At 62.3% G+C, this 23,571-nt stretch carries 23 protein-coding genes, 1 pseudogene and 1 riboswitch; of the genes and pseudogenes, 6 read left to right on the top strand and 18 right to left on the bottom strand.

The window, feature by feature from the left end; translation table 11 throughout:
• Positions 1–105 precede the first annotated feature (105 nt).
• The gene (locus tag L6D81_RS21930; RefSeq protein WP_236181904.1) at positions 106–417 is read right to left on the bottom strand and encodes a cupin domain-containing protein; all 312 of its coding nucleotides are present in this window, start codon (positions 415–417) and stop codon (positions 106–108) included.
• A gap of 53 nt (positions 418–470) precedes the next feature.
• Positions 471–1,658 (bottom strand): MFS transporter, encoded by a 1,188-nt coding sequence (locus tag L6D81_RS21925; RefSeq protein ID WP_236181903.1) that lies wholly within the window; start codon positions 1,656–1,658, stop codon positions 471–473.
• Between the two features lie 91 nt (positions 1,659–1,749).
• On the opposite strand from L6D81_RS21925, the gene L6D81_RS21920 reads away from it, so the two are divergent.
• Both L6D81_RS21920 and L6D81_RS21915 read left to right on the top strand, forming a co-directional pair.
• Complete coding sequence (locus L6D81_RS21920) at positions 1,750–2,292, top strand: TetR/AcrR family transcriptional regulator (protein WP_236181902.1); 543 nt, start codon at positions 1,750–1,752, stop codon at positions 2,290–2,292.
• A gap of 134 nt (positions 2,293–2,426) precedes the next feature.
• Positions 2,427–5,897 carry a hybrid sensor histidine kinase/response regulator gene (locus tag L6D81_RS21915; RefSeq protein WP_236181901.1) on the top strand — a complete coding sequence of 1,157 codons (3,471 nt, stop codon included), beginning with the start codon at positions 2,427–2,429 and terminating at the stop codon, positions 5,895–5,897.
• 9 nt (positions 5,898–5,906) lie between these two features.
• Here L6D81_RS21915 and L6D81_RS21910 read toward each other — a convergent pair whose 3' ends face one another.
• Together L6D81_RS21910 and L6D81_RS21905 are read right to left on the bottom strand one after the other, a co-directional pair.
• Positions 5,907–7,271, bottom strand: a complete 1,365-nt coding sequence (locus L6D81_RS21910; RefSeq protein ID WP_236181913.1) for a DNA recombination protein RmuC — start codon at positions 7,269–7,271, stop codon at positions 5,907–5,909.
• Between the two features lie 175 nt (positions 7,272–7,446).
• On the bottom strand, positions 7,447–7,770 hold the full coding sequence (locus L6D81_RS21905) for an SEL1-like repeat protein (protein WP_236181900.1): 324 nt from the start codon (positions 7,768–7,770) through the stop codon (positions 7,447–7,449).
• 953 nt (positions 7,771–8,723) lie between these two features.
• Between L6D81_RS21905 and L6D81_RS21900 the strand changes: the two genes are divergently transcribed.
• The 3 genes from L6D81_RS21900 (at position 8,724) to L6D81_RS21890 (ending at position 11,127) form a co-directional block, all read left to right on the top strand.
• A complete protein-coding gene (locus L6D81_RS21900) occupies positions 8,724–8,948 on the top strand; it encodes a hypothetical protein (RefSeq protein ID WP_007950419.1) in 225 nt (74 codons plus the stop codon).
• Between the two features lie 278 nt (positions 8,949–9,226).
• Entirely contained in the window at positions 9,227–9,709 is a 483-nt protein-coding gene (locus tag L6D81_RS21895; RefSeq protein ID WP_236181899.1) for a hypothetical protein, read from the top strand.
• A gap of 146 nt (positions 9,710–9,855) precedes the next feature.
• A complete protein-coding gene (locus L6D81_RS21890; RefSeq protein WP_236181898.1) occupies positions 9,856–11,127 on the top strand; it encodes an OmpP1/FadL family transporter in 1,272 nt (423 codons plus the stop codon).
• Between the two features lie 96 nt (positions 11,128–11,223).
• On the opposite strand, the gene L6D81_RS21885 is transcribed toward L6D81_RS21890, so the two are convergent.
• The 14 genes and pseudogenes from L6D81_RS21885 to cobO all read right to left on the bottom strand — a co-directional run bounded on the left by L6D81_RS21885 (position 11,224) and on the right by cobO (position 22,470).
• A complete protein-coding gene (locus tag L6D81_RS21885; RefSeq protein WP_039769833.1) occupies positions 11,224–11,784 on the bottom strand; it encodes a glutathione peroxidase in 561 nt (186 codons plus the stop codon).
• A gap of 55 nt (positions 11,785–11,839) precedes the next feature.
• Complete coding sequence (locus L6D81_RS29550; protein ID WP_276574222.1) at positions 11,840–11,962, bottom strand: hypothetical protein; 123 nt, start codon at positions 11,960–11,962, stop codon at positions 11,840–11,842.
• Positions 11,959–13,167 carry an MFS transporter gene (locus L6D81_RS21880; RefSeq protein WP_236181897.1) on the bottom strand — a complete coding sequence of 403 codons (1,209 nt, stop codon included), beginning with the start codon at positions 13,165–13,167 and terminating at the stop codon, positions 11,959–11,961. Before L6D81_RS21880 ends, L6D81_RS29550 begins: the two co-directional genes overlap by 4 nt.
• Positions 13,168–13,221: 54 nt before the next feature.
• Entirely contained in the window at positions 13,222–13,626 is a 405-nt protein-coding gene (locus L6D81_RS21875) for a MarR family winged helix-turn-helix transcriptional regulator (RefSeq protein ID WP_007950413.1), read from the bottom strand.
• 56 nt (positions 13,627–13,682) lie between these two features.
• A complete protein-coding gene (locus L6D81_RS21870) occupies positions 13,683–14,414 on the bottom strand; it encodes an adenosylcobinamide-GDP ribazoletransferase (RefSeq protein ID WP_236181896.1) in 732 nt (243 codons plus the stop codon).
• Position 14,415: 1 nt separating this feature from the next.
• Entirely contained in the window at positions 14,416–14,991 is a 576-nt protein-coding gene (gene cobC / locus L6D81_RS21865) for an alpha-ribazole phosphatase family protein (protein WP_236181895.1), read from the bottom strand.
• Positions 14,988–16,043, bottom strand: a complete 1,056-nt coding sequence (gene cobT / locus L6D81_RS21860; RefSeq protein WP_236181894.1) for a nicotinate-nucleotide--dimethylbenzimidazole phosphoribosyltransferase — start codon at positions 16,041–16,043, stop codon at positions 14,988–14,990. Before cobT ends, cobC begins: the two co-directional genes overlap by 4 nt.
• The gene (gene cobU, locus L6D81_RS21855) at positions 16,040–16,561 is read right to left on the bottom strand and encodes a bifunctional adenosylcobinamide kinase/adenosylcobinamide-phosphate guanylyltransferase (protein WP_236181893.1); all 522 of its coding nucleotides are present in this window, start codon (positions 16,559–16,561) and stop codon (positions 16,040–16,042) included. Before cobU ends, cobT begins: the two co-directional genes overlap by 4 nt.
• Positions 16,557–18,015 (bottom strand): annotated as a pseudogene (locus tag L6D81_RS21850) (cobyric acid synthase); the annotation flags it as partial. The pseudogene L6D81_RS21850 and the gene cobU, both read right to left, overlap by 5 nt.
• Complete coding sequence (cobD, locus tag L6D81_RS21845; RefSeq protein WP_236181891.1) at positions 18,012–19,022, bottom strand: threonine-phosphate decarboxylase CobD; 1,011 nt, start codon at positions 19,020–19,022, stop codon at positions 18,012–18,014. The gene cobD and the pseudogene L6D81_RS21850, both read right to left, overlap by 4 nt.
• Positions 19,015–19,923 (bottom strand): adenosylcobinamide-phosphate synthase CbiB, encoded by a 909-nt coding sequence (gene cbiB, locus L6D81_RS21840; protein ID WP_236181890.1) that lies wholly within the window; start codon positions 19,921–19,923, stop codon positions 19,015–19,017. The genes cobD and cbiB overlap by 8 nt, the downstream gene beginning before the upstream one ends.
• Positions 19,920–20,570, bottom strand: a complete 651-nt coding sequence (bluB, locus tag L6D81_RS21835) for a 5,6-dimethylbenzimidazole synthase (protein ID WP_236181889.1) — start codon at positions 20,568–20,570, stop codon at positions 19,920–19,922. The genes cbiB and bluB overlap by 4 nt, the downstream gene beginning before the upstream one ends.
• Positions 20,567–21,862 (bottom strand): cobyrinic acid a,c-diamide synthase CobB, encoded by a 1,296-nt coding sequence (locus L6D81_RS21830; protein ID WP_236181888.1) that lies wholly within the window; start codon positions 21,860–21,862, stop codon positions 20,567–20,569. Before L6D81_RS21830 ends, bluB begins: the two co-directional genes overlap by 4 nt.
• On the bottom strand, positions 21,859–22,470 hold the full coding sequence (cobO, locus tag L6D81_RS21825; RefSeq protein WP_236181887.1) for a cob(I)yrinic acid a,c-diamide adenosyltransferase: 612 nt from the start codon (positions 22,468–22,470) through the stop codon (positions 21,859–21,861). The genes L6D81_RS21830 and cobO overlap by 4 nt, the downstream gene beginning before the upstream one ends.
• Before the next feature lie 81 nt (positions 22,471–22,551).
• Positions 22,552–22,777, bottom strand: a riboswitch (cobalamin riboswitch).
• A 166-nt stretch (positions 22,778–22,943) separates the two neighbouring features.
• On the opposite strand from cobO, the gene L6D81_RS21820 reads away from it, so the two are divergent.
• Positions 22,944–23,528 carry a hypothetical protein gene (locus L6D81_RS21820; protein ID WP_039769816.1) on the top strand — a complete coding sequence of 195 codons (585 nt, stop codon included), beginning with the start codon at positions 22,944–22,946 and terminating at the stop codon, positions 23,526–23,528.
• The last annotated feature ends 43 nt before the right edge of the window (positions 23,529–23,571 follow it).

Genomic DNA, 23,571 nt, shown 5'->3' with positions numbered 1-23,571 from the left:
CATGAACTCCTGTCCTCAGGTGAGGTTGAGCTCATGGTAGAACCGAATCGAATATCTATATAACGGGTAATATCTCTAACTGTTATCAGTTTTGTAGATATGCAGTCAGACACTGCCTTCGGTTTCGATCACCAGAATCCGCGCCGCGCCCTGCGGATGAGCGACGTGTTCGGTACCAATGGAGGCGTAGAAGATGTCGCCAACATCAAGCAAGACCTGCTTCTCCTCATCTTCTTCGCGATAGTGCATGAGCACCTGGCCGTCGAGCACCACGAACACTTCCTCGCCGTCATTGACGTGCCATTTGTACGGCTGATCGGTCCAGTGCAGACGCGTGGTGATGCCGTTCATGTTGGCGATGTCGAGCGCGCCCCAGGCGCGCTCGGCGGTGAAGGTCTTGCTGCGGATAATCTTCATGCGTCGATCCGTGAGAAGAAGGGGCTGGCCAAGGCTAACCGAATCCGACGGGCTTATGGAGCGCTGCAGGTCTTGGCCGCTTGCGCCCGGAAACTCATCAGCAGCGCACCGACCGCCAGCACGATCAGCACCGCGCCATACACATCGGTGGTGGCCAGCAGGCCCAGGCTGTGGGTGAAATGCCCGGCCAGCAACGCCGGCAGACAGAACGCCAGGTAACTCAGCACATAAAACGCCGACATCAAACCGGCTCGCTCATGGGGCAATGCCAGCGGCACCAGGCTGCGCACCGCACCGAGAAAACCGGAGCCAAATCCACAACCGGCCACCAGCGTGCCGAAGAAGAACAACGACAGACTGGCGCTGTGCACGCCCAACAGAATCAGCACAATACCGACCGGAAGCAGGCTCGCCCCGAGTTGCAGCGCCCGGGAGGCAGGACGATTGCGCAACGTGAAGATCATCAACGCACCGGTCACGGTCAGCGCCGCCACGGTCGCGCCGCCGATCAGGTTGGAGGTCGAGCCAGTGGCCGTGCGCACCAGCGACGGCGCCAGCGAGGCATAGAAACCGCCGAGCGCCCAGGTCGCGGTGTTCAGCGGCAATACTCGCCACAGCGTCGAACGCGCCTGAACCGGCACGTGCAGGGTCGGCCGCAACGAGGCCCACGCTCCTGCCTGCGGCGAGACGCTTTCCGGCAGGCGCCAGACATAAATCCCCTGCAACACAAACAGTGTGAGCAACAGCCAATAGGTCAATTGCAACGGCGCCGGAGCGAACTCGGCCAGCAAGCCGCAGCCCATGCTGCCCAACGCCATACCCAGCAACGGCGCAACGCTATTGATCAACGGCCCTTGCTGACGGTCGGTGTCCAGCAGCGTGGCACTCAACACGGCGGTGGCCATGCCGGTGGCGAAACCTTGCAGCACTCGCGCGCCGATCAGCCAGCCCACGCTGTCAGCGTAAATAAACAGCAGCATCGCCAGCGCATTGAGCGTCACGGCGGTGAAGATCACCGGTTTGCGTCCCAGGTGATCCGACAGCGACCCGACCGTCAGCAACGCAGCCAGCAGACTGAGGGCGTAGACGCCGAAAATCAGGGTCAGTACGGCTGCCGAAAAATGCAGTTGATCCTGGTACAAGTGATACAACGGCGTCGGCGCAGTGGAAGCGGCGAGAAAACTCAGTAAGGTGATCGCCAGAAACCACAGGCTGGAACGATGGGAAGCAAGGCTGGTCATGGGCATACTCCGCAAAAGCTAATTTTTTGCTTTTGCGGAGTGTGCTCTCGGCTTGCGCTTAAAGCAAATTCTTTGTGTTAAGGTCTGCCGCATGGCTATTAAAGAAGGTTTACGCCCGGGCGGCCGCAGTGCCCGGGTGCAGGAGTCGATTCACTCGGCAGTCCGCGCGCTTCTACAAGAACAGGAGCGTTCAACGGTGACCGTCCCGCAAATCGCGGCGCGCGCCGGCGTGACGCCGTCGACGATTTATCGGCGCTGGGGCGATCTGGCGGCCTTGCTGGCCGACGTCGCCCTCGCCCGCATGCGCCCCGACAGCGAGCCGGCTGCAACCGGCAGCCTGCGCAGCGATATCCGCGCCTGGGCCGAACAATATCTCGACGAAATGAGTTCGGAACCCGGGCGCAACATGATGCGCGACGTGCAGGCGAGTGCGACGCCGGGCTATTGCGTGGCGATCATCGGCGCGCAGCTGCAGACCATCATCAAGCGTCACCCCGAGGAGTCGGCGCCGAGCGTGGATCGGCTGATCAATCTGGTGGTGTCCCCGGTGGTGTTCCGCATTCTGTTTTCGGCAGCGCCGCTGGAAGTCGAAGAACTGCACCGCTTGATCGACATCGCACTCAAGCCAGACTGACCCCAGAACTGCCCGGTTCTGTTCCTGCGACACCCCGCCGCGCCACGACCTTGGTCGACACTGACTAACCGCCGCGCCCGTGCGAGACTGTCTGACCGGGCGCGAGTCCGGTCGTTTTCTGTCGGGAGTGTTCCATGTCGTTGTCCACCGGGCTGATCGCCGCCGTCGCCCTGGCCTATATGGCCATCATGTTCGTCATCGCCTTCTACGGCGACCGTCGCAGCACACCGTTGCCGCCGCGGGTGCGTGCCTGGGTGTACAGCCTGTCGCTGGCGGTCTATTGCACCAGCTGGACGTTCTTTGGCGCGGTCGGCCAGGCCGCCGAACAACTGTGGTCATTCCTGCCGATCTATCTCGGGCCTATCCTGCTGCTGCTCGGTGCGCCGTGGGTGCTGCAGAAAATGGTGATGATCAGCAAACAGGAGAACATCACCTCCATCGCCGACTTCATCGCCGCCCGTTACGGCAAATCCCAGTCGTTGGCGGTGGTCGTCGCGCTGATCTGCCTGGTCGGCGTCCTTCCCTATATCGCCTTGCAGCTCAAGGGCATCGTCCTCGGCGTGAACCTGCTGATCGGTGCCGGCGCCGACGCCATGGGCACCCGCGCCCAGGACACCGCGCTGATCGTGTCGCTGGTGCTGGCGCTGTTCACCATCGTCTTCGGTACGCGCAACCTCGATGCCACCGAGCACCACCGCGGCATGGTGCTGGCGATTGCCTTTGAATCGCTGGTCAAGCTGTTCGCCTTTCTCGCCGTCGGTGCCTTTGTCACCTACGGGCTGTATGACGGCTTCGATGACCTGTTCAATCAGGCGATGCTCGCCCCGCGCCTTGAGGAATACTGGAAAGAAACCATCAACTGGCCGTCGATGGTGGTGCAGACCGGCGTGGCGATGATGGCGATCATCTGCCTGCCCCGGCAGTTTCACGTAACGGTGGTCGAGAACATCGACCCGCAGGATCTGCGCCTGGCCAAGTGGGTGTTCCCGGCCTACCTCGCATTGGCCGCGCTGTTTGTAGTCCCGATCGCCTTGGCCGGTCAGATGATGCTGCCCAGCTCGGTCATCCCCGACTCTTTCGTCATCAGCCTGCCATTGGCCCAGGCCCACCCGGCGCTGGCGATGCTGGCGTTTATCGGCGGTGCATCGGCGGCCACCGGCATGGTGATCGTGGCGAGTGTGGCACTGTCGACCATGGTGTCCAACGACATGCTGTTACCGTGGCTGCTGCGCCGCAACAATGCCGAGCGGCCGTTCGAAGTGTTCCGTCAGTGGATGCTTTCGGTGCGCCGGGTCAGCATCGTGGTGATTCTGTTGCTGGCCTACGTCAGTTACCGCTTGCTCGGTTCCACCGCGAGCCTGGCGACCATCGGCCAGATCGCTTTCGCGGCGGTCACTCAACTGGCCCCGGCGATGCTGGGCGCGCTGTACTGGAAACAGGCCAACCGCCGCGGCGTGTTCGCCGGCCTCGCCGCCGGCACATTCCTGTGGTTCTACACCCTTGTCCTGCCGATCGCTGCGCGCAGCCTCGGCTGGTCGCTGGACAGTTTCCCCGGCCTTGCCTGGCTGCACAGCAACCCGTTGAACCTGCCGATCAGCCCGCTGACCCAAGGCGTGGTGCTGTCACTGGCGGGCAACTTCACGTTGTTCGCCTGGGTCTCGGTGCTGTCGCGCACCCGGGTGTCGGAGCACTGGCAGGCCGGGCGTTTTATCGGCCAGGAAATCAGCGCCCGGCCGAACGCACGCTCGATGCTGGCGGTGCAGATCGATGACTTGCTGCAACTGGCGGCACGCTTTGTCGGTGAAGAACGCGCGCGGCAGAGCTTCATCCGCTTCGCCTACCGCCAGGGCAAAGGCTTCAATCCGAACCAGAACGCTGACGGCGAATGGATCGCCCACACCGAGCGTTTGCTGGCCGGTGTTCTGGGCGCTTCTTCGACGCGAGCGGTCGTAAAAGCCGCCATCGAAGGTCGGGAAATGCAACTGGAGGACGTCGTCCGGATCGCCGACGAAGCCTCGGAGGTGCTGCAGTTCAACCGCGCGCTGTTGCAAGGTGCGATCGAGAACATTACCCAGGGCATCAGCGTGGTCGACCAGTCGCTGAAACTGGTGGCCTGGAACCGCCGCTATCTGGAGCTGTTCAACTATCCGGACGGCTTGATCAGCGTTGGCCGACCGATTGCCGACATCATTCGCCACAACGCCGAACGCGGTTTGTGCGGCCCCGGCGAAGCGGAAGTCCATGTTGCCCGGCGCCTGCACTGGATGCGCCAGGGTCGCGCCCACACCTCGGAACGACTGTTCCCCAACGGCCGGGTGATCGAGCTGATCGGCAACCCGATGCCCGGCGGCGGTTTCGTCATGAGTTTTACCGACATTACCGCGTTCCGCGAAGCCGAACAGGCCCTGACCGAAGCCAACGAAGGGCTGGAGCAACGGGTCAGCGAACGGACCCAGGAACTGTCGCAACTCAACGTCGCGCTGACGGAAGCCAAGGGCAATGCCGAGGCGGCCAACCAGTCCAAGACCCGCTTCCTCGCAGCGGTCAGCCACGACCTGATGCAGCCGTTGAACGCCGCGCGACTGTTCTCCGCCGCCCTCTCCCATCAGGAGGACGGTTTGAGCAGCGAAGCGCAGAAACTGGTGCAGCATCTGGACAGTTCGCTGCGTTCGGCTGAAGACCTGATCAGTGACCTGCTGGACATTTCCCGCCTGGAGAACGGCAAGATCAACCCGGATCGCAAGCCGTTCGCGGTCAATGAGCTGTTCGATATTCTCGGCGCAGAGTTCAAGGCACTGGCCCAGGAACAGGGCTTGAGTTTCCGGGTTCGAGGCAGTCAATTGCGCATCGACAGCGACATCAAGTTGCTGCGGCGGATTCTGCAGAACTTCCTCACTAACGCTTTCCGCTACGCAAAAGGCCCGGTGCTGCTGGGCGTGCGTCGGCGCCAAGGCGAAATCTGTCTGGAAGTGTGGGATCGCGGGCCGGGGATTCCGGAGGACAAACAGCAAGTGATCTTCGAGGAATTCAAACGCCTCGACAGTCACCAGACCCGCGCCGAAAAAGGTCTGGGCCTGGGGCTGGCGATCGCCGATGGTCTGTGCCGCGTGCTCGGCCATAGCTTGCGCGTGCGCTCATGGCCGGGGCGCGGCAGCGTGTTCAGTGTCCGCGTGCCGTTGGCCAAAGCGCAGACCCTGCAGCCGCCAGCAGCGGTGGAAATCAATGGCAAATTGCACAGCGGCGCGCAGGTGCTGTGCATCGACAACGAAGACAGCATTCTGATCGGCATGAACAGCCTGCTCACGCGCTGGGGCTGCCGGGTCTGGACCGCGCGCAACCGCGAAGAATGCGCGACACTGCTCGCCGACGGCGTGCGGCCACAACTGGCGCTGGTGGACTATCACCTGGATCACGGCGAAACCGGCACCGAGTTGATGGCGTGGCTGCGCACGCGTCTGGGCGAGCCCGTGCCCGGCGTGGTGATCAGCGCCGACGGGCATCCGGAAACCGTGGCGCAGGTGCATGCAGCGGGGCTGGATTATCTGGCCAAACCGGTGAAACCGGCGGCGTTGCGGGCGTTGTTGAGTCGCTATTTGCCGCTCTAGAAGAGCGGCTTATTCAGGCAGCTCGACCAGGCCGTCGGCGTCGGTCATCGCGCGTTCCAGCAGGTCCGCCGGCAGGCTTTTGCTGGCTCGCGCGCCGAGCAACTTGAGCTGTTCGCTGCGGCTGACCAGGTTGCCCCGCCCTTCTGTCAGCTTGTTGCGCGCCGCGCTGTAGGCCTTGTCCAGTTGCTGCAAGCGATTGCCGACTTCGTCCAGATCCTGAATGAACAACACGAACTTGTCGTACAGCCAACCGGCGCGCTCGGCGATTTCCCGGGCGTTCTGGCTCTGACGCTCCTGCTTCCACAGACTGTCGATGACCCGCAGCGTTGCCAGCAGCGTGGTCGGGCTGACGATCACGATGTTGCGATCGAAAGCTTCCTGGAACAGTGACGGCTCGGCCTGCAAAGCGGCGGAAAACGCGGCTTCGATGGGCACGAACAGCAAGACGAAATCGAGGCTGTGCAAACCTTCCAGTCGCTTGTAATCCTTGCCGGCCAGGCCTTTGACGTGACTGCGCAGGGACAGCACGTGTTGCTTCATGGCGATCTGGCCAATGGCGTCGTCGTCCGCCGCGACGTATTGCTGATACGCAGTGAGGCTGACCTTGGAGTCGACCACCACCTGCTTGTCGCCCGGCAGATAAATGATCACGTCAGGCTGGAAACGCTCGCCATCCGGCCCCTTGAGATTGACCTGGGTCTGGTACTCGCGGCCCTTCTCCAGCCCGGCATGCTCAAGCACGCGCTCGAGAATCAGCTCGCCCCAGTTACCCTGGGTTTTCTGGCCCTTCAGAGCGCGGGTCAGATTAGTCGCCTCATCGCTCAGGCGCAGATTCAGTTGCTGCAAACGCTCCAGTTCCTTGGCCAGCGAAAAACGCTCGCGGGCTTCGGCCTGGTAGCTTTCCTCGACACGTTTTTCGAACGACTGGATGCGCTCCTTCAACGGGTCAAGCAACTGGCCGAGGCGCTGCTGGCTGGTTTCGGCGAAGCGTTGTTCGCGTTCATCGAAGATCTTGCCGGCCAGCTCCGCGAACTGCGCGCGCAGCTCGTCGCGAGAACCTTGCAGGTCATCCAGGCGTTGTTGATGGCTTTCCTGTTGCTCGCGCAATTCGGCATTCAGCGAGGCGGCCTGGGCGTCCAGGCGCCGCAATTCGGCTTCTTTGCTGGCGCGTTCGAGGTTCCAGGCATGGGCGGCGTCACGGGCGTCATCGCGCTCGATCTGCAACAGCTCGACTTCCCGGCGCACGGCGGCGAGCTCCGCTTGTTTCGAGGCGTTGGCCTGGCCGAGGTCGGCGACTTCATCACGGCAGGCTTCAAGTTGTGCAGTGAGGCCGTCCTGGGCCATCTGCGCCATGGCCAGCCGCTCCTCGAGCAACGCGACTTCAGACTGGTTCTGACTGGCCCGACGTTGCAGTTGCCAGGCCAATGCCAGCAGCGGCACCGCCGCACCTGCCAGCCCCAGCAGGATGCTGGTCAAGTCCATCGCCATAGTAATTTCCGCCGATCCGATAAAGCCTGAAGGTTAACCAAGGTGTCTGGTCTTGGACAGCTCAGTCTTCGATCAGGCCGAGCTCCTGTTGCGCGCGTCGGTCACCGGCGCGGGCGGCCTGGCGCAGCAGATCCTGGCCGATCCGGCGATCCCGTGCATTGCCGCACTCGCGGCACATCAACTGGCCGAGGCGACTCTGCGCCGCGACCACCCCTTCCCGGGCCGGTTGCTTGAGCAGGTGGCCGGCGAGGTGCTTGGCATTCTGGCTGTCGCCCAGACGCGGGCTGTCCAGCAGCCATTCGGCCACGCGCACGGAAAATCGCTTGGGAGCGGTAACACGAGGGGGTTGGGAGGTAACAGATTCTGGAGCTGAACGAAACTTCATAAAGCACTGTGGGACAGATCGGAAGGCGCGCCACTCTACTCTTTTTTTCGCACAGGTAAAGTCGAAAAAAACCCGGCACGCCCGTGCTAGAGCAAGCGCTCGGGACAATCCACAGAAGCTGTGGATAACTCAGTGGACAACCGCCCTCCAGTCGCCGCAAAGCCTTGTGGAATGGGGCTCGCAGTCAAACTGACGATTTTTTCACCAGTTAAAAAAAGCGATGTTTTTCATTGACTTAAACTTTCGATGCAGGCAGCTATCGGGGTCAGGATGGGTGTGACAGCGCGGTTACAGCCTGCGCAACTAATGTGCACAAGTACCTGCTACACGGTTATATCGATGCGTCTTTTCGGGTCGTTTTGGCATTCAGGCTGGGGATAAGGCCCTGCGCCGAGCTTCAACACCTGCCAGATAATGGCGACCGACGGTCTTAATGTGAGCCAGATCGGGGCAGGCACGGGACCGGGGGGCCGTACCCGGAATCTTTTTGATCAGCGGGTTTGCCTTCTGCGGATCGTTCCGTTAGTATCCGCGGCGTTAGTACCAAGCTGAAAGTCAATTCCGGTCGAATACACCCCACGGTCACCCTTCTCTCGCAGAAGCCTCCACCGATAAAAGCGGGAACGACCCCTCGATGGTTTCCAGGTAAATCTTGCGACGACACAGCCTTTGAATCGAATGCAAAGGGTGTCGCGAAGACCACTTACTCTGACCGAACCAACCTGCAAATTGATCAGGATCTTCACCAAGGGCCCAGAACCTCTGCCCTCGATGTGTTGCCTGTCCTCCTAAGTACCTACCTGCCAGCCCAAGCGCGCCAACTTTTATAGCGCTCGAACTGGCTGCCTTGTTCCAGTCGGGTTCTTCGTTCGACCAATGGTGGTTGACGTTACTGGAACGTTTTAAAGTTGCACGGTTCTTATCCGTGTCATTTGTAGGAACACCTAATAACTATGTCGACTCAAATCCAGACTCAGGATGCCATTCGCACCCTAACCAACGCTTTTGCTCCAATGAACTGCCTGATCATGGCCGCTCGCAAAGGCTGCTTCAGCTTCACCGTGGTCAATGAACACGGGATCGCCCGCCACAGCGAGCGCCTGTACCCCGATCAATACTCCAGCGCCGAACCGCTGCAGGCCGTGATTGATCGCACCCGTCAGGCATTGATCGCCTGAGAGGCCGAAATGGCTGCAAAAGCAAAAGCCCCGCTGAAAAATGCGGGGCTTTTTATTGCCCGATGTTTCACCTTCGCCAGTTTCTGCTTAATCACTATCCGATATAACGGTTATAACACCTCGCCGGAAATATTTTAAAAACAGGCCTTTACGTCGCGAATATGACACTACACTTCAACTCAAGCGGCGTGATCCGCTTCCGGCGAGCCTGAGTCGATCCACAGCTGCCAAGCTCCCCCTTCAGGTCTCGCCGCCCGATAACAAGATCCGAGGGTTTTATGGGTATCGCTGCCAGCGAACTGTGCCGCTACGTGATCCGTCCTACGCTGATCTACCTGGGACGCCACTGCGCAACCGCCGAATCCCTGTTGCTGGGCATTGCCGCCAGCCAGTCCGCCCTCGGTTCCGCCCTGCATGACCGGCGTGGCCACGGCCTGTACCGGATTGCCGAACACCGTCATCAGGCGCTCTGGGATCATTACCTGGCGCTGGATCCGGAACGCGCCAGCCTGGTTCGCGGCCTCGCCAGCCAGCATGCCTTTCTCAGCGGCCCACACCTCGAACTGACCGTCAACCTGCGTTACGCCACCGCCATCGCCTGGCTACTGGTCGAAGAACAAAACCCCATCCTCCCCGAGCCGAACGATCTGCTGGGCATGGCGCGCATCTGGCGTCAGACCTTCCAGCCTCAAGGTCGTCTGCGCGACTTCACCTGTGCCTGGCAGACCTGTGTATCACCGCTGAATCAGGTCGCTTGCTGACCCGCCGGTTTCGCAAGATCGCGCAACTGGTCGCGAATCTGGTCTGATTGTCCTACAAAACCGCTCTAAATCAAGGCATACGGACTATAGCGCCGCGACGAAAATGTTGGTAATTTCCGCCCCGGTGATCACCAGGAGTTCTAATAATGAAAAAAGTCATGCTCAAAACCACCCTTAGCCTTGCCGTAACCGTGGCATCCACCCAGATCTTCGCAGCTGGCTTTGCCATCAACGAACACAGCATCAGCGGGATGGGGACTGGGTACGCCGGGCGATCTTCTTCTGCCGACGACGCAAGCACTGTTTACGGCAACCCTGCCGGCATGTCGCGCATCACGCGCGAACAAGTCACTGGCGGTGTTGCATTCCTCGACGCAAAAACCGATATCAGCGACGCCAGCTCCAGCCCGAACGGCGGCAGCAACAAAGGCGACATGGTGCCCTTCACTTCCGTACCTATGGGCTACTACGTCAAGCCGATCGACGAGCATTGGGCATTCGGTCTGGGTGTATACGTACCCTTCGGCCTGATCACCGACTATGAAAACGGCTTCGCCGGCCGTTACTTCGGCAGCAAGTCCGAAGTCAAGATCATCACCTTCCAGCCAACGGTCAGCTACAAGTTCAACGATGTCGTGTCGATCGGTTTCGGCCCGACCATCAACCGCATCGACGGCTCGCTGGAATCCAACCTGTCGATCACTCAGGCAGCGCCGGACGGCAAGGTCAAGATCAAGGGCGACGACACCGCACTGGGCTACAACATCGGCGTGCTGGTGCAGGCTACCGACAGCACTCGCCTGGGTCTGACCTACCACTCGAAGGTCGACTACAAGCTCGAAGGCAACACCAAGGTCAACTACGGTGTGCTGGGCGCGATCGGCCTGGGTGCGAACCAGAAGTACGACGCGTCGCTGAAGATCACCACGCCTGAATCCGTGGACCTCTCGGTCACCCAGGCGATCAACGATCGCTGGAACGTCTACGCCGGTACCACCTGGACTCGCTGGAGCCAGCTGGAAAAGATCAGCGTCAAAAACTCCGGCGTACAGCCGCTGCTGGCCGGCCAGTTCGGCGAGATCACCGAGGAGCAGAACTGGCATGACACCTGGGCTTACGCCATCGGTACGTCCTACCAGTTGAACAAGGAATGGGTACTGCGTACCGGTCTGACGTTCGACCAGTCGCCGACCAACAACGTCGACCGTTCGCCACGCATCCCGACCGGCGACCGGACCATCTTCAGCATCGGTGCCGGCTGGAGCCCGACCGAAGACCTGACCATCGACGTTGCCTACTCGTACCTGAAGGAAGAGAAGGTCAACATCCGCAACGAGAACAATCGTGGCCAGAGCTACAACTCGCAGTACGAAAACTCGGCAAACGGCTTCGGTGTCGGCGCAACCTACCGCTTCTGATGCTGTACGGCGAGGCTGAGCTCTTTACCATTTGACGCCTCACCTACTAAAAAGCCCCGCTCTCTTCACAGAGGCGGGGCTTTTTGATGGCGTCGATCAGGGTTTCAGCGGCTGGGAGGCAATGGCTTTCTCGATGGCCGCCAGAAATTCCGGATCGTCCGGTTTGGTCAGGCTGGAGAAATTGGCGATCACCTTGCCCTGACGGTCAATGACGTATTTGTAGAAATTCCACTTCGGCGCGCTGCTCTGTTTGGCCAGCACCTGGAACAGATGAGTCGCATCGTCACCCCGCACCTTCTGCGGTTCGGTCATGGTGAACGTCACACCGTAGTTGGCGTAGCAGACCTTGGCGGTCTCGGCGCTGTCCTTGGACTCCTGCTTGAAGTCATTGGAAGGCACGCCGAGCATTTCCAGGCCCTGGGCCTTGTAGCGCTGATTGAGCGCCTCCAGCCCCTCGAACTGCGGAGCGAAACCACAGAAACTGGCGGTGTTGATCACCACCAGCGGTTTGTCGGCGTAGCGCTGACACAGGTCGATGGATTCCTTGGCCCGCAACTTGGGCAACGAACCTTGCAACAGATCCGGACAGTCCGCGGCCTGGGCCAGTCCGGTCAACGCCATCAGCAACGCGGGAACAGCACACCAGCGCTTGAGCATGTCGGGCATCCTTGAGCAATCGTCAGGCCTCGACGTTACTCGCCCTCCCGCCGGTCTAGCAAGCACCCATGCCCAATTGCATCAGTGCCAGCCCGCCCTGATGCCAGCCCCACCACACCAGCGCCAGCAACGCGGCGCCGAGTGCGGTGACGACAATCTGCGGCCAGAGTCGGTTCATGCAGCGCTCGCACGCGGTTGCAGGCGCTCGACCGGGCGCTCGTGCACCGGCCAGTTCAACGCGGCCGCCAGCAGGCTCAAGAGAATCGCCACTTGCCAGATCAAGTCATAACTCCCGGTTCGGTCATACACCACCCCGCCCAGCCAGCCGCCGAGGAACGAACCCAACTGATGGAACAGGAACACGATACCGCCGAGCATGGACAGGTTTCGCACGCCGAACAAGGTCGCCACCGTACCGTTGGTCAACGGCACCGTCGACAGCCACAGGAACCCCATCGCCATGCCGAACAGATAGGCCGAAATCGTCGTCACCGGCAGCCACAGGAACAGCACGATCACCACGGCACGCAACAGGTACAACCCGGTCAGCAGACGCGGCTTGGACATGCGTCCACCGAGCCATCCGGCAGTGTAGGTGCCGAAGATGTTGAACAGCCCGATCAACGCCAGCACGGTCGTACCGACACTGGCCGGCAAATGCTGGTCGACCAGATACGCCGGCAAGTGCACGCCAATGAACACCACCTGAAATCCGCAGACGAAAAAGCCGAAGGCCAGCAGCCAGAACCCGGAGTGCGAGCAGGCCTCGCGCAGGGCTTCGGACAGGGTTTGTTCATGCCCGAGCACCGGCAGCGGTTTGTCCTTGAGCATACTCACCAGCGGCACGATCAGCGCCACCAGCAGGCCCAGCACCAACAATGCCGCCGACCAGCCGAGCCAGCCGATCAGCCCGAGGGTGCCCGGCAACATGGCGAACTGGCCGAATGAACCGGCGGCACTGGCAATGCCCATGCCCATGCTGCGTTTCTCCGGTGGCACGGCGCGGCCGACGACGCCGAGAATCACCGAGAACGAGGTCCCGGACAGTCCGATGCCGATCAACAAACCGGCACTCAGGGACAAGCCCAAAGCAGTTTCCGACAGGCCCATGAACACCAGGCCCAAGGCGTAGAGCACGCCGCCGATCAGCACCACTTTCGCCGCGCCGAAACGGTCGGCCAGCGCGCCGGTGAACGGTTGCGCCAGGCCCCAGATCAGGTTCTGCAAGGCGATGGCGAAAGCGAACACTTCACGGCCCCAACCGAACTGGGCGCTCATGGGCGACAGAAACAGCCCGAAGCCGTGCCGCACGCCCAATGACAACGCCAGAATCAGCGCACTCCCCAGCAACACCCAACCGCACGTACGCCACATCGAACTCATTGTTATTCTCCAGTCGCGGGTATATACCCGCTTACATTCGGAAAAAACCGGCCCTCAGGCCAGTTCATCCAATAGCCGCAGCAAGGTTTCACGCTTCTCGGCACCCAGTCGGTCGATCAACCGCTGCTGCGCCGCTTCCCAGGCCGGCAAGGCAGCTGCCAGGCGCTGCGCACCGGTTTCGGTGAGCCGGACGATGCGGTTACGCATGTCTTCGCCTTCGGCCAGCGCCACCAGGCCCTCACCTTCCAGCACCCGCAGATTGCGCCCGAGGGTGCTGCGATCCAGGCCCATCGCTTCGGCCAGTTCGGAAATGCTCGGTTGATCCAGGCGCTGCAGATTGCACAGCAGAGAATACTGGGCAACGTTGATCCCGAAGCCGTCGAGAGCGCCGTCGTAATGCCTGCTGACGCCACGGGCGGCGCGTCGCAGGTTGGTGCACAAACACTGAGAGGGAAGCATGATGCGTGTATATACCCGCGACTGTGTTAAATCAAGTTACAGATCAAAGTTACTTATCAAAACAAGGCCAGCCCGACCAGCACTGACATCTCCAGCAATTCCAGCAAGGCGCCGGCCGTATCACCGGTGGTTCCGCCCAGTCGCCGCATCATCAGATGCCGCAGACAGACGAATACGACGACCGACAGCAGCAACGCCACGACAGCGCTGACCCCGGCGATCACCATGCATGCCACCGCACTCCCCGCCAGCACCTGCCAACCGGTCTTGCGTGGCAGATGATCGGCCAGCGCCTGCCCTAATCCGCCGGCCCGCACATACGTCGTGGTGAGGAACAGCCCGAGCAGCGCCGCACGCCCGATCAGCGGCACGATGATCAACGCCGTGCTCTGCTGCTGTTCGATCAAGGCCAGCAACGCGGCGAACTTGAGCAACAAGACCAGCACCAGCGTCACCACCGCGATCGGACCGCTGCGCGGATCTTTCATGATCGTCAGCGTACGCTCGCGATCACCAAAACCGCCGAGCCACGCGTCGGCGCTGTCCGCCAGTCCATCCAGATGCAACGCGCCGCTGAGCAGCACCCACACCGTCAGCAACAGGGCCGCGTGCAACAGCAATGGCGCGCCGGCCAACGCAATGTTCAGCGCCCAGAGAATCACGCCGAACAGCAAGCCCACCAACGGATAAAACAACAGCGACCGGCCAAGCTGTTCAGGCGCCGGCATGCCCGGCAGACGAATCGGCAGGCTGCTGAGAAATTGCAGGGCGATCCACAAGGGCAGCATGTCAGCACACTTCCTTGAGCGAACCGTCAGCCTCGACGATCAGCGAAAACAGCGCGCCATGAGCGACTTCAACATTGAGCAGTTGTTCACGGGGCAAACCTCGGGCCCGCGCCAGCAACAGACGCATGACCCCGCCATGACTGACCAGCAACACCCGCTCGCCCGCGTGCGCCGCATGCAGTCGCATCACCGCCGCCAGCACCCGTGCCGAAAAATCGCTGACCGGCTCCCCCTGCGGCGGAGTAAACCCATACGGATCGGCCCAGAACAAACCAAGTGCCTCGGCATCGGTTTCCATCAACGCCGCCGCGCTCTGCCCTTCCCAGGCACCGAAATGCAGCTCTTGCAGCGCCATGTCCTGCACCACCGACACACCGGTCTGTGCGCCGAGCTCTTCAGCAAACCGCGCACAGCGCTGCAACGGCGAGCTGACCAGCCGATCCCATGGCCCGTGCCCGATCACCGCCTCAAGCATCTGCGCCCAGCCTTTTTCGGTCAGCGCATCGTCGAGGCTGCCGCGCAGGCCGCCGCCGAGTTCGGTTTCACCGTGGCGCAACAGATCAAGACGCAAGGTCATGTCGGACGATCCGCCACCGCGGCTTCGGCGAAGGTTGCCATCTGCCCGTGCAGATCGCAGGCCAGACGCAGCAACGGCACCGCCAGCGCCGCGCCACTGCCCTCGCCCAGACGCAGGTCGAGTTCGAGCAGCGGTTCGGCACCCAGGGTTTCCAGCACATGACGATGACCCGGCTCTGCACCACGATGACCGAACAGCAGCCATTCACGGCAGGCGGGATTCAGGCGTACCGCTACCAACGCGGCGACTGTGCAGATGAAACCATCTACCAGCACCGCCACGCCTTCCTGAGCGCAGGCCAGATACGCGCCCACCAATGCCGCAATCTCGAAACCGCCGAGATTGAACAGGGTCTGCAACGCATCGCCACGCTGTGCCGCGTGCAGGGCCAGCGCCCGCTCGATCACGTGCGCCTTGTGGCTGACGCCTTCGGCATTCAACCCGGTGCCGGGTCCGGTCAGGTGTGCCACCGGGCAGTCGAGCAACGCACAGGCCAGCGCACTGGCGGCGCTGGTGTTGCCGATGCCCATTTCGCCGCCGATGAACAATTGCGCGCCCGCCGCCTTCGCCCGCAGCACGCTGTCGCGACCGCCCTGCAAGGCGAGTTCACCCTGGGCCTGAGTCATTGCCGGGCCCTTGGCGAAATTCGCCGTGCCCGGGCCGATGTTCAGATGACGCACGCCCGGCAGGTTCAGCGACGGGGTCACGGTGCCCAGATCCACCACTTCCAATTGCGCGCCGAGTTGCCGCGCCAACACGCTGATCGCCGCACCGCCGCTGACAAAGTTCAGCAGCATCTGCCCGGTGACTTCCTGCGGGTACGCGGAAACCCCTTCGGCGACGACGCCATGGTCGCCGGCAAAAATCGCGATCCAGACCTGATCCAGCGTCGGCTTGATCAGGCCCTGCAATCCTGCCAGTTGCACCGCCACCGACTCGAGCTGGCCGAGGGAGCCGGCAGGTTTGGTCAATTGCTGCTGCCGCGCCGCCGCGTTTTCAACGGCGTCCGTATCCACCGGATTGCACGGGTTCAGCCACCAGGCTTGGGTCATAACGCAGGTCCTTTCAGAGTCAGGGGCAGGCCGGCGACCGTCAGGACGACTCGCTGACAACGCTCGGCCAGAGCTTGATGCAGCCAACCGGCTTCATCGACGTAGCGGCGAGTCAATTCGCCCAGCGGCACGACACCCATTCCGGTCTCGTTGCTGACAAAAATGATTTCACCCGGCAGCGACGCCAGGCATTCGAGCAGGGCTTCACGCTCGGCGGCGAGGCGTTCGGCGTCATCGAGCATCAGCAGATTGGTCAGCCACAACGTCAGACAATCCACCAGCAGGCAGCGCTCGGGGCCGGCGTTTTCGCGCAGCACCCGAGCCAGTTCCAGCGGCTCTTCAATCAACGCCCATTCGGCGGGACGACGGGCGCGATGATGGGCGACGCGCTCATTCATCTCGCCATCCAGCGGCTGGCTGGTGGCGATGTACGTCACGGTCAGCGCGCTGTCAGTGGCGAGTTTTTCGGCCAGGCGACTTTTGCCGGAGCGAGCGCCGCCGAGGATCAACTGGAGCATGGGGAGATTCCACAGAGTTCACGTAACCGCCCGGTATCCAGGTGCTTCTCCACCAGATCCGCCAGCCGCTCGATATCGCGTTCGCGCAAGCCGTGGTAATCCACCTCCTGCACATCGTTCAGACCGGCCCAGCGCAACAGCGCGGCACTGGCCGCCGGCGATTCGAACAGGCCGTGCAGGTAGGTGCCGAAAATCTGCCCGTCGAGACTTTGCGCACCGTCGCAACGACCGTCGTCCAGATGCACAGCAGCGTTTTCCAGCGCCGATCCGGTCGTCACACCCGCATGAATTTCGTAGCCGCTGACCTCGGCATCTTCCAGCGCCAGACGCCCGCGTACATTGCGCAACTGCTTCTCGGCTTCGAGTTGTGTTTCAAACGCCAGCAGCCCAAGACCTGCACTGGAACCCGGCGCGCCTTCCAGGCCCAGCGGATCGTGCACCTGCTCGCCGAGCATTTGCAGACCGCCGCAGATCCCCAGCAATTTGCCGCCGTAACGCAGGTGACGGCGGATGGCCGATTCCCAGCCATTGGCGCGCAGATACGCCAGGTCACTGCGCACGCTTTTCGAGCCTGGAAGGATAATCAGGTCGGCCGGCGGAATCGCCTGCCCCGGGCCGATGAATTGCAGATCGACTTGCGGATGCAGGCGCAACGGATCGAAATCGGTGTGGTTGCTGATGCGCGGCAGCACCGGCACCACGACTTTCAAGACTTGCTCGGCCTTGTCGGTCTGACGCTGATCGATGCCGTCCTCGGCCTCCAGATGCAGGTCCATCACGTACGGCAGCACACCCACCACCGGTTTGCCGGTGCGTTGCTCCAGCCAGTCGAGACCGGGTTGCAGCAAGGCGATGTCGCCGCGAAAACGATTGATGATGAAACCTTTGACCCGCGCCTGTTCGCTCGGCGACAGCAGTTCCAGCGTGCCCACCAGATGGGCAAACACGCCGCCGCGATTGATGTCGGCAATCAACAGCACCGGGCAATCCACCGCCTCGGCAAAACCCATGTTGGCGATGTCGCCGGCGCGCAGATTGATCTCTGCCGGCGACCCTGCGCCTTCGACCATCACCAGCGGATACGCGGCGCTCAAGCGCTCGTGGGAAGCGAGCACCGCTTGCATGGCGATGGCTTTGTAGTCGTGATAGGCGACGGCGTTCATGCTGGTGACCGCACGACCGTGGATGATGACCTGGGCGCCAGTATCGCTGTTGGGCTTGAGCAGCACCGGGTTCATGTCGGTGTGCGGCTCGAGAAACGCCGCCTGGGCCTGCACCGCTTGCGCGCGGCCGATCTCGCCACCGTCGGCCGTGACCGCGCTGTTGAGCGCCATGTTCTGCGGCTTGAACGGCACCACCGCAACGCCCTGACGGGTGGCCCAGCGGCACAGCGCCGTCACCAGGGTACTTTTACCGGCGTCGGAGGTGGTGCCCTGCACCATTAACGTGGTCATGCTGATTGGTTTTCCATAGAGCGCTCCATTGCAAATGCTTGCAGGGCTTGCTCAAGGCGCGCCTCGTCGGCGGCATCGGCGGGCAGCCCGAATCGCAGGCTGCTGTTGTGCCCGAAGAGGCGCAGGAGAATGCCGCGCCGAGCCATGAACTCGTGCAACGCGGCGGCCTGTTCGGTGATCAGCCACTGAAACAGCGCACAGCCACCCTGCGGTTTGAATCCGTGACGTTCAAGCAGCGCGGCCAGCCGTTCGCTGGCCTCGTCGCTGCGGATGCGCTGGCGGGTATGGCCTTCGGTGTCGCGCAGACAGGCCTGACCGAGTACCCGGGTCGGCCCGCTGACCGCCCAGGGCCCGACCTGCTCGGCCAATAACCGGAGCAATTTGCGCTCGGCCAGCACGAACCCGAGCCGCACCCCGGCCAGACCGAAAAACTTGCCGAACGAGCGCAGCACGATCAGCCCCACTTGATGCGCATGCGGAGCAAGACTCAGCTGCGGCGTGTTGTCCATGAATGCTTCATCGACCACCAGCCAGCCACCCCGCTGGGCCAGCCGCGCATGCCAGTCGAGCAGGCGCGCCGGGGTCAGGTTCAGGCCAGTGGGGTTGTTCGGATTGACCACCACCAACACGTCGAGGCTGTCGAGAAAGAAATCGACTTCCTGTTCCAGCACCTCACGCACGATATAACCACTGCGCCGCCAGGCTTCGGCATGCTCGGCATAACACGGCGACAGCACACCGACCTTGCCGGCCCGGCGCAATCGCGGCAGCAACTGGATGGCCATTTGCGAACCGGCCACCGGCAGCACCTGGCTGGCGCCGTAGTAATCGCAGGCGGCCTGCTCCAGACCGTCATCGCTCTCCGGCAAACGCGCCCAGGCCCGCAGCGGAATGTCCGGGACCGGAAACGGCCACGGCGCCAGGCCCGTGGACAGGTCGAGCCAGTCCTCTTCCGCGATGTCGTATTCGAGCGCCGCCCTGCGCAACCGGCCACCGTGCTCAAGCATAGAATTCAGCCCCCACGCAGAGAATCAGCAGCCATAACCATACCCCGCGCTGGACCAATTGCCAGCCACGATCAATGGAATCGGCATCCGCCGCTGCGCCCTCGCCCAGTTGCGGGCGCTCGTGCAGCTCGCCGTGGTAAATCGCCGGCCCGCCCAGTTCGACACCCAGCGCACCCGCGCCAGCAGCCATCACCGGGCCGGCGTTCGGGCTGTCCCATTTCGGCGCCTGAGTCCGCCAGCATTTCAGCGACAGTCGGGTTTTGCCGAGCAAGGCGTAGGTCAACGCCACCAGCCGCGCGGGAATGTAGTTGAGGACGTCGTCGATTTTTGCCGCCGCCCAGCCGAATCGCTCGAAGCGCTCGTTGCGATAGCCCCACATTGCGTCCAGCGTATTGCTCAGGCGATAGAGCACCACGCCCGGCGCACCGGCCACGACAAACCAGAACAGCGCGGCGAACACCGCATCGCTGCCGTTTTCCAGCACCGATTCGGTGGCGGCGCGGGCGACGGCGGTGCTGTCCAGCTCATCGGTCTGACGACTGACCAGATAGCCCACACGCTTGCGCGCCTCCTCCAGATTATCGCCGCGCAGGGCCTTGGCGACCGGTTCGACGTGCTCGCCGAGGCTGCGCATGCCGAGGGCGCAATACAGCGCAAGAATCTCGACGATCCAGCCCACATATGGCGCCCAGGAAAACGCCGTGGCCAGCAAGGTCAGCGGCAACACCGCAATCACCCACGCGGTGACGCCATGACTGCGCCAGCCGCGACCACCGCTATTGAATCGCTGCTCGATGCGCCCGGCGAAATTGCCGAACGCCACCAGCGGATGCCAGCGTTTCGGTTCACCCAGCAGCGCATCCAGCGCAACCGCGGCGACACTCAACAACGCCACACTCATTGACTCACTCCCCAAAAATTTTCATACAGCAGCTCATTGAGCGGACGCGCCTGCGCCCACCCTTCGAGTACCAGCATCGGCGCCGGATAGAATGCCTTGACCGGCCCCAGGCACAACACCGCCAGCGGCTTGGCCCCGGCCGGCAGCTTCAGCAGATCGGCCAGCGCCTGCGGGTCGAACAGCGACACCCAGCCCATGCCCAGGCCTTCGGCACGCGCGGCGAGCCACAGGTTCTGGATCGCGCAGGACAATGAGGCCATGTCCATTTCCGGCAGCGTGCGACGACCGAAGATGTGTTTTTCGCGATCATCCATCAACGCGGCAATCAGCACTTCGGCACAGTCGTTGATGCCCTCGACCTTGAGTTTCATGAACTCGTCACTGCGCTCGCCGAGGGCTTCGGCGGTGCGTACGCGCTCTTCTTCAACAAGGTTCTGGATCTGGCCACGCAAGGCGCGGTCGCTGATACGAATGAAACGCCACGGCTGCATCAGGCCGACGCTCGGCGCCTGATGCGCGGCTTCAAGCAATCGGCGCAACACGTCAGGCTCGACCGTGCCGCCGCTGAAGTGGCGCATGTCGCGGCGTTCGGCGATGGCGCGGTAGACCGCTTCGCGCTCGGCGTCAGTGAAAGCGTTGTCGGTCATGGCACCAACAGTGCGGCAATCGCCGACGGATTCGACGGAAAGTAAAAATGCACGTACGAGGCGGTCATCCGCCCTTCCCTATACACCGCCTCCGCACCGCGCCCGCCATTGGGGCTGTGGCCCCGGGCAATCGGCATCAGTTCGGTGGTGGTCAGGGAATGGTGATAGGTGTGGCCGCGCAACAGGCCTTCCGGCAGGTCGACCTCCTGCAAGGCCAGCGCAGCCAGACGTTTCTGCATCACCGCATCGCCACTCAACAGGCCGACCAAATCAGCACGGGTGCCTTCGACATCGGTCAGTGAGTCCAGCAGATAGAGCATGCCGCCACATTCGGCGAGCAATGGTTTGCCGGCGGCGTGATGCGCGCGGATCGCTTTGAGCATGGCGGTGTTCTGCGACAAGGCAACGTGGTGCAATTCCGGATAACCGCCGGGCAGGTACAAGCTGTCCGCTTCGGGCAATTGCGCATCGCGGATCGGCGAGAAGAAACTCAGCTCGGCGCCCATCGCCCGTAACAGATCGAGGCTGGCACCGTAGGTGAAGGCGAAGGCTTCGTCGCGGGCGACCGCAATCCGAACGCCTTGGAGCAGTTTTTCGGTCTCAATGATTTCAGGCGCAGCGAACTCGACGGCCGGTGGCAGCGCTACCTCGCAAGTGCCGGCCAGCGCTTGGGCGGCGGCATCGAGGCGCACGTCGAGGTCATTGAGTTCGCTGGCCTGCACCAGACCGAGATGGCGGCTCGGCAGTTCGATCCCGGTTTCCCGGGACAACGCGCCGTACCAGCGCAGACCTTCGGTGAGGCTGCCTTCGAGTAACTGCGCATGGCGCACGGTGCCGACGCGGTTGGCCAGCACGCCGGCGAACGGCAGATCAGGCTGATAGCGCGCCAGGCCCAGGGCCAGTGCGCCGAAGGTCTGGGCCATGGCCGTGCCGTCGATCACGCCGAGCACCGGAACGCCGAAATGCCGCGCCAGGTCGGCGCTCGATGGCGTACCGTCGAACAAACCCATCACGCCTTCGATCAGAATCAGATCGGCTTCAGCGGCGGCTTCCCACAACAGGCGACGACTCTCCTGCTCGCCGACCATCCACATGTCCAGTTGATAGACCGGCGCACCGCTGGCGCGCTCAAGGATCATCGGGTCGAGAAAGTCCGGGCCGCATTTGAACACGCGGACCTTGCGCCCCTGATTGCGGTGCAAACGGGCCAGCGCGGCGGTGACGGTGGTCTTGCCCTGGCCGGAGGCCGGCGCGGCGATCAGTACCGCCGGGCAGTGACGTGGTTGATTCAAAGTTCGACGCCTTTCTGCGCTTTGATACCGGCCTGGAAGGCGTGCTTGATCATGCCCATTTCCGTGACGGTGTCGCCCATCTCGATCATTTCCGGCTTGGCGCCGCGGCCAGTGACGATCACGTGTTGCATCGGCGGGCGGGCCTGCAGATCGCTGAGCACCTGATCCAGATCGAGGTAGCCATGTTTGAGGGCAATATTCAGTTCATCGAGCACCACCAGACCGATCGACGGATCGCGCAACAACTCGCGGGAGACCTCCCATGCAGCCTCGGCGGCGGCGATGTCGCGCTGGCGATCCTGGGTTTCCCAGGTGAAGCCCTCGCCCATCACATGAAAGCGCACCTGTTCGGGGAAGCGGCGGAAGAACAGTTCTTCGCCGGTGCTGTTGCGGCCCTTGATGAACTGCACCACGCCGCACTGCATGCCATGGCCCATGGCGCGGGCGAGCATGCCGAATGCCGAGCTGCTTTTGCCTTTGCCGTTGCCGGTCAGCACCAGCACCAGACCGCATTCGTCTGGCGAATTGGCGATGCGCTCGTCGATCACGGCTTTTTTGCGCTGCATGCGCGCGAGATGGCGCTCGTCGCGTTCGGGGGAATCAGTCATGGGGGAGCTCTCCGTTGAGGCTGGATAACGGCGGGCAGGCACAAGAATAGACGGCAACAAGCCTGGCATCGCCCACCGTGATGCCGCTGGATGGATCAGGCCGGTCTCCGGGCTCATGAGCGGCGGGTGCCTGGCTGCGCGCCTTCCCGCTTTTACGCAGTGGCATCAGACGCAGCTTTCACTCATTTACCGTTGCGGGGGCAGCGCCGGGATCGTGAGGGTTCATCGCTTGAAGACCCGCCTCACCGGCTTCCCTGTTTCACTCTGTCGACATGCGCCACAGAGCACCTGAAACAAGCCGCGAAGGTTAGAGGGTTGGGGGTGGAGCGTCAATTGAAGAGGGACTTGTGCGGCGAATAACTGCCGCCGATCAATTAACTGACGCCAATCTTGTGCCACACTGCCATGAGTGATATCAAAGAGCCATGTTTTTTGACTGCAGAGAGCACATCACAATAACAAGGGAGAGCACCATGCAAGGCATGATCATCAGCAATCCGCGACTGGAATTCCTGCGCCCGGTGCTGGAACGCTGGTTTGACTGTATCGACCGTTACAACGCCGTGCGCGGCGACAATGACACGCCCTACTGGCACGACGAAAAAGCCAACCTCGGCCTGCTGTCGGCCGCCGCGTGGATGGCTGAACTGGTCACGCTGCGCGACACTGCCACCCGCAAACAGAACGAAGAAGGCGAGCGCAACGCCCGTGCCGATTTGTTTATTGCTGGCGCCGAGGATCGTGCCTTCATTCAGGCGACCCAACGCTGGCCGCGCGTCACCAGCCTGAATCTGACCCAGGCCCTGGCGGATATCACCAGCGACGCCAAGCGCATCAGCTACGCCAGCGACCTGAAACTCGGCTGCCTGTTCGTCGCCCCGCAAAAAGCCCAGCACAGCGCCAGCCCGGAAGAATTGCAGGACATGGTCGACGACCTGCAAAAGGAACACACCTGCGCCGTCGCCTGGTACTTCCCCTATGCCTACCGCAAATTACGCAGTGAAGCCGGTAACTATCACCCCGGCATTGCCGTGCTTTTCAAGGAAGCCCGCGGCTGAAGGTTTGAACCATCGCGATTGTGTGCTTCTCTATGGTCAGGAA

The sequence above is a fragment of the Pseudomonas sputi genome, from assembly GCF_021603585.1.
GTDB lineage: Bacteria > Pseudomonadota > Gammaproteobacteria > Pseudomonadales > Pseudomonadaceae > Aquipseudomonas > Aquipseudomonas sputi.
This window is presented reverse-complemented; position numbering and strand designations above follow the sequence as displayed.

Coding starts and splice junctions, on each gene's coding strand:
- L6D81_RS21930 (WP_236181904.1), bottom strand. CDS start 417: ATGAAGATTATCCGCAGCAAGACCTTCACCGCCGAGCGCGCCTGGGGC.
- L6D81_RS21925 (WP_236181903.1), bottom strand. CDS start 1,658: ATGACCAGCCTTGCTTCCCATCGTTCCAGCCTGTGGTTTCTGGCGATC.
- L6D81_RS21920 (WP_236181902.1), top strand. CDS start 1,750: ATGGCTATTAAAGAAGGTTTACGCCCGGGCGGCCGCAGTGCCCGGGTG.
- L6D81_RS21915 (WP_236181901.1), top strand. CDS start 2,427: ATGTCGTTGTCCACCGGGCTGATCGCCGCCGTCGCCCTGGCCTATATG.
- L6D81_RS21905 (WP_236181900.1), bottom strand. CDS start 7,770: ATGAAGTTTCGTTCAGCTCCAGAATCTGTTACCTCCCAACCCCCTCGT.
- L6D81_RS21900 (WP_007950419.1), top strand. CDS start 8,724: ATGTCGACTCAAATCCAGACTCAGGATGCCATTCGCACCCTAACCAAC.
- L6D81_RS21895 (WP_236181899.1), top strand. CDS start 9,227: ATGGGTATCGCTGCCAGCGAACTGTGCCGCTACGTGATCCGTCCTACG.
- L6D81_RS21890 (WP_236181898.1), top strand. CDS start 9,856: ATGAAAAAAGTCATGCTCAAAACCACCCTTAGCCTTGCCGTAACCGTG.
- L6D81_RS21885 (WP_039769833.1), bottom strand. CDS start 11,784: ATGCTCAAGCGCTGGTGTGCTGTTCCCGCGTTGCTGATGGCGTTGACC.
- L6D81_RS29550 (WP_276574222.1), bottom strand. CDS start 11,962: ATGAACCGACTCTGGCCGCAGATTGTCGTCACCGCACTCGGCGCCGCG.
- L6D81_RS21880 (WP_236181897.1), bottom strand. CDS start 13,167: ATGAGTTCGATGTGGCGTACGTGCGGTTGGGTGTTGCTGGGGAGTGCG.
- L6D81_RS21875 (WP_007950413.1), bottom strand. CDS start 13,626: ATGCTTCCCTCTCAGTGTTTGTGCACCAACCTGCGACGCGCCGCCCGT.
- L6D81_RS21870 (WP_236181896.1), bottom strand. CDS start 14,414: ATGCTGCCCTTGTGGATCGCCCTGCAATTTCTCAGCAGCCTGCCGATT.
- cobC (WP_236181895.1), bottom strand. CDS start 14,991: ATGACCTTGCGTCTTGATCTGTTGCGCCACGGTGAAACCGAACTCGGC.
- cobT (WP_236181894.1), bottom strand. CDS start 16,043: ATGACCCAAGCCTGGTGGCTGAACCCGTGCAATCCGGTGGATACGGAC.
- cobU (WP_236181893.1), bottom strand. CDS start 16,561: ATGCTCCAGTTGATCCTCGGCGGCGCTCGCTCCGGCAAAAGTCGCCTG.
- cobD (WP_236181891.1), bottom strand. CDS start 19,022: ATGCTTGAGCACGGTGGCCGGTTGCGCAGGGCGGCGCTCGAATACGAC.
- cbiB (WP_236181890.1), bottom strand. CDS start 19,923: ATGAGTGTGGCGTTGTTGAGTGTCGCCGCGGTTGCGCTGGATGCGCTG.
- bluB (WP_236181889.1), bottom strand. CDS start 20,570: ATGACCGACAACGCTTTCACTGACGCCGAGCGCGAAGCGGTCTACCGC.
- cobO (WP_236181887.1), bottom strand. CDS start 22,470: ATGACTGATTCCCCCGAACGCGACGAGCGCCATCTCGCGCGCATGCAG.
- L6D81_RS21820 (WP_039769816.1), top strand. CDS start 22,944: ATGCAAGGCATGATCATCAGCAATCCGCGACTGGAATTCCTGCGCCCG.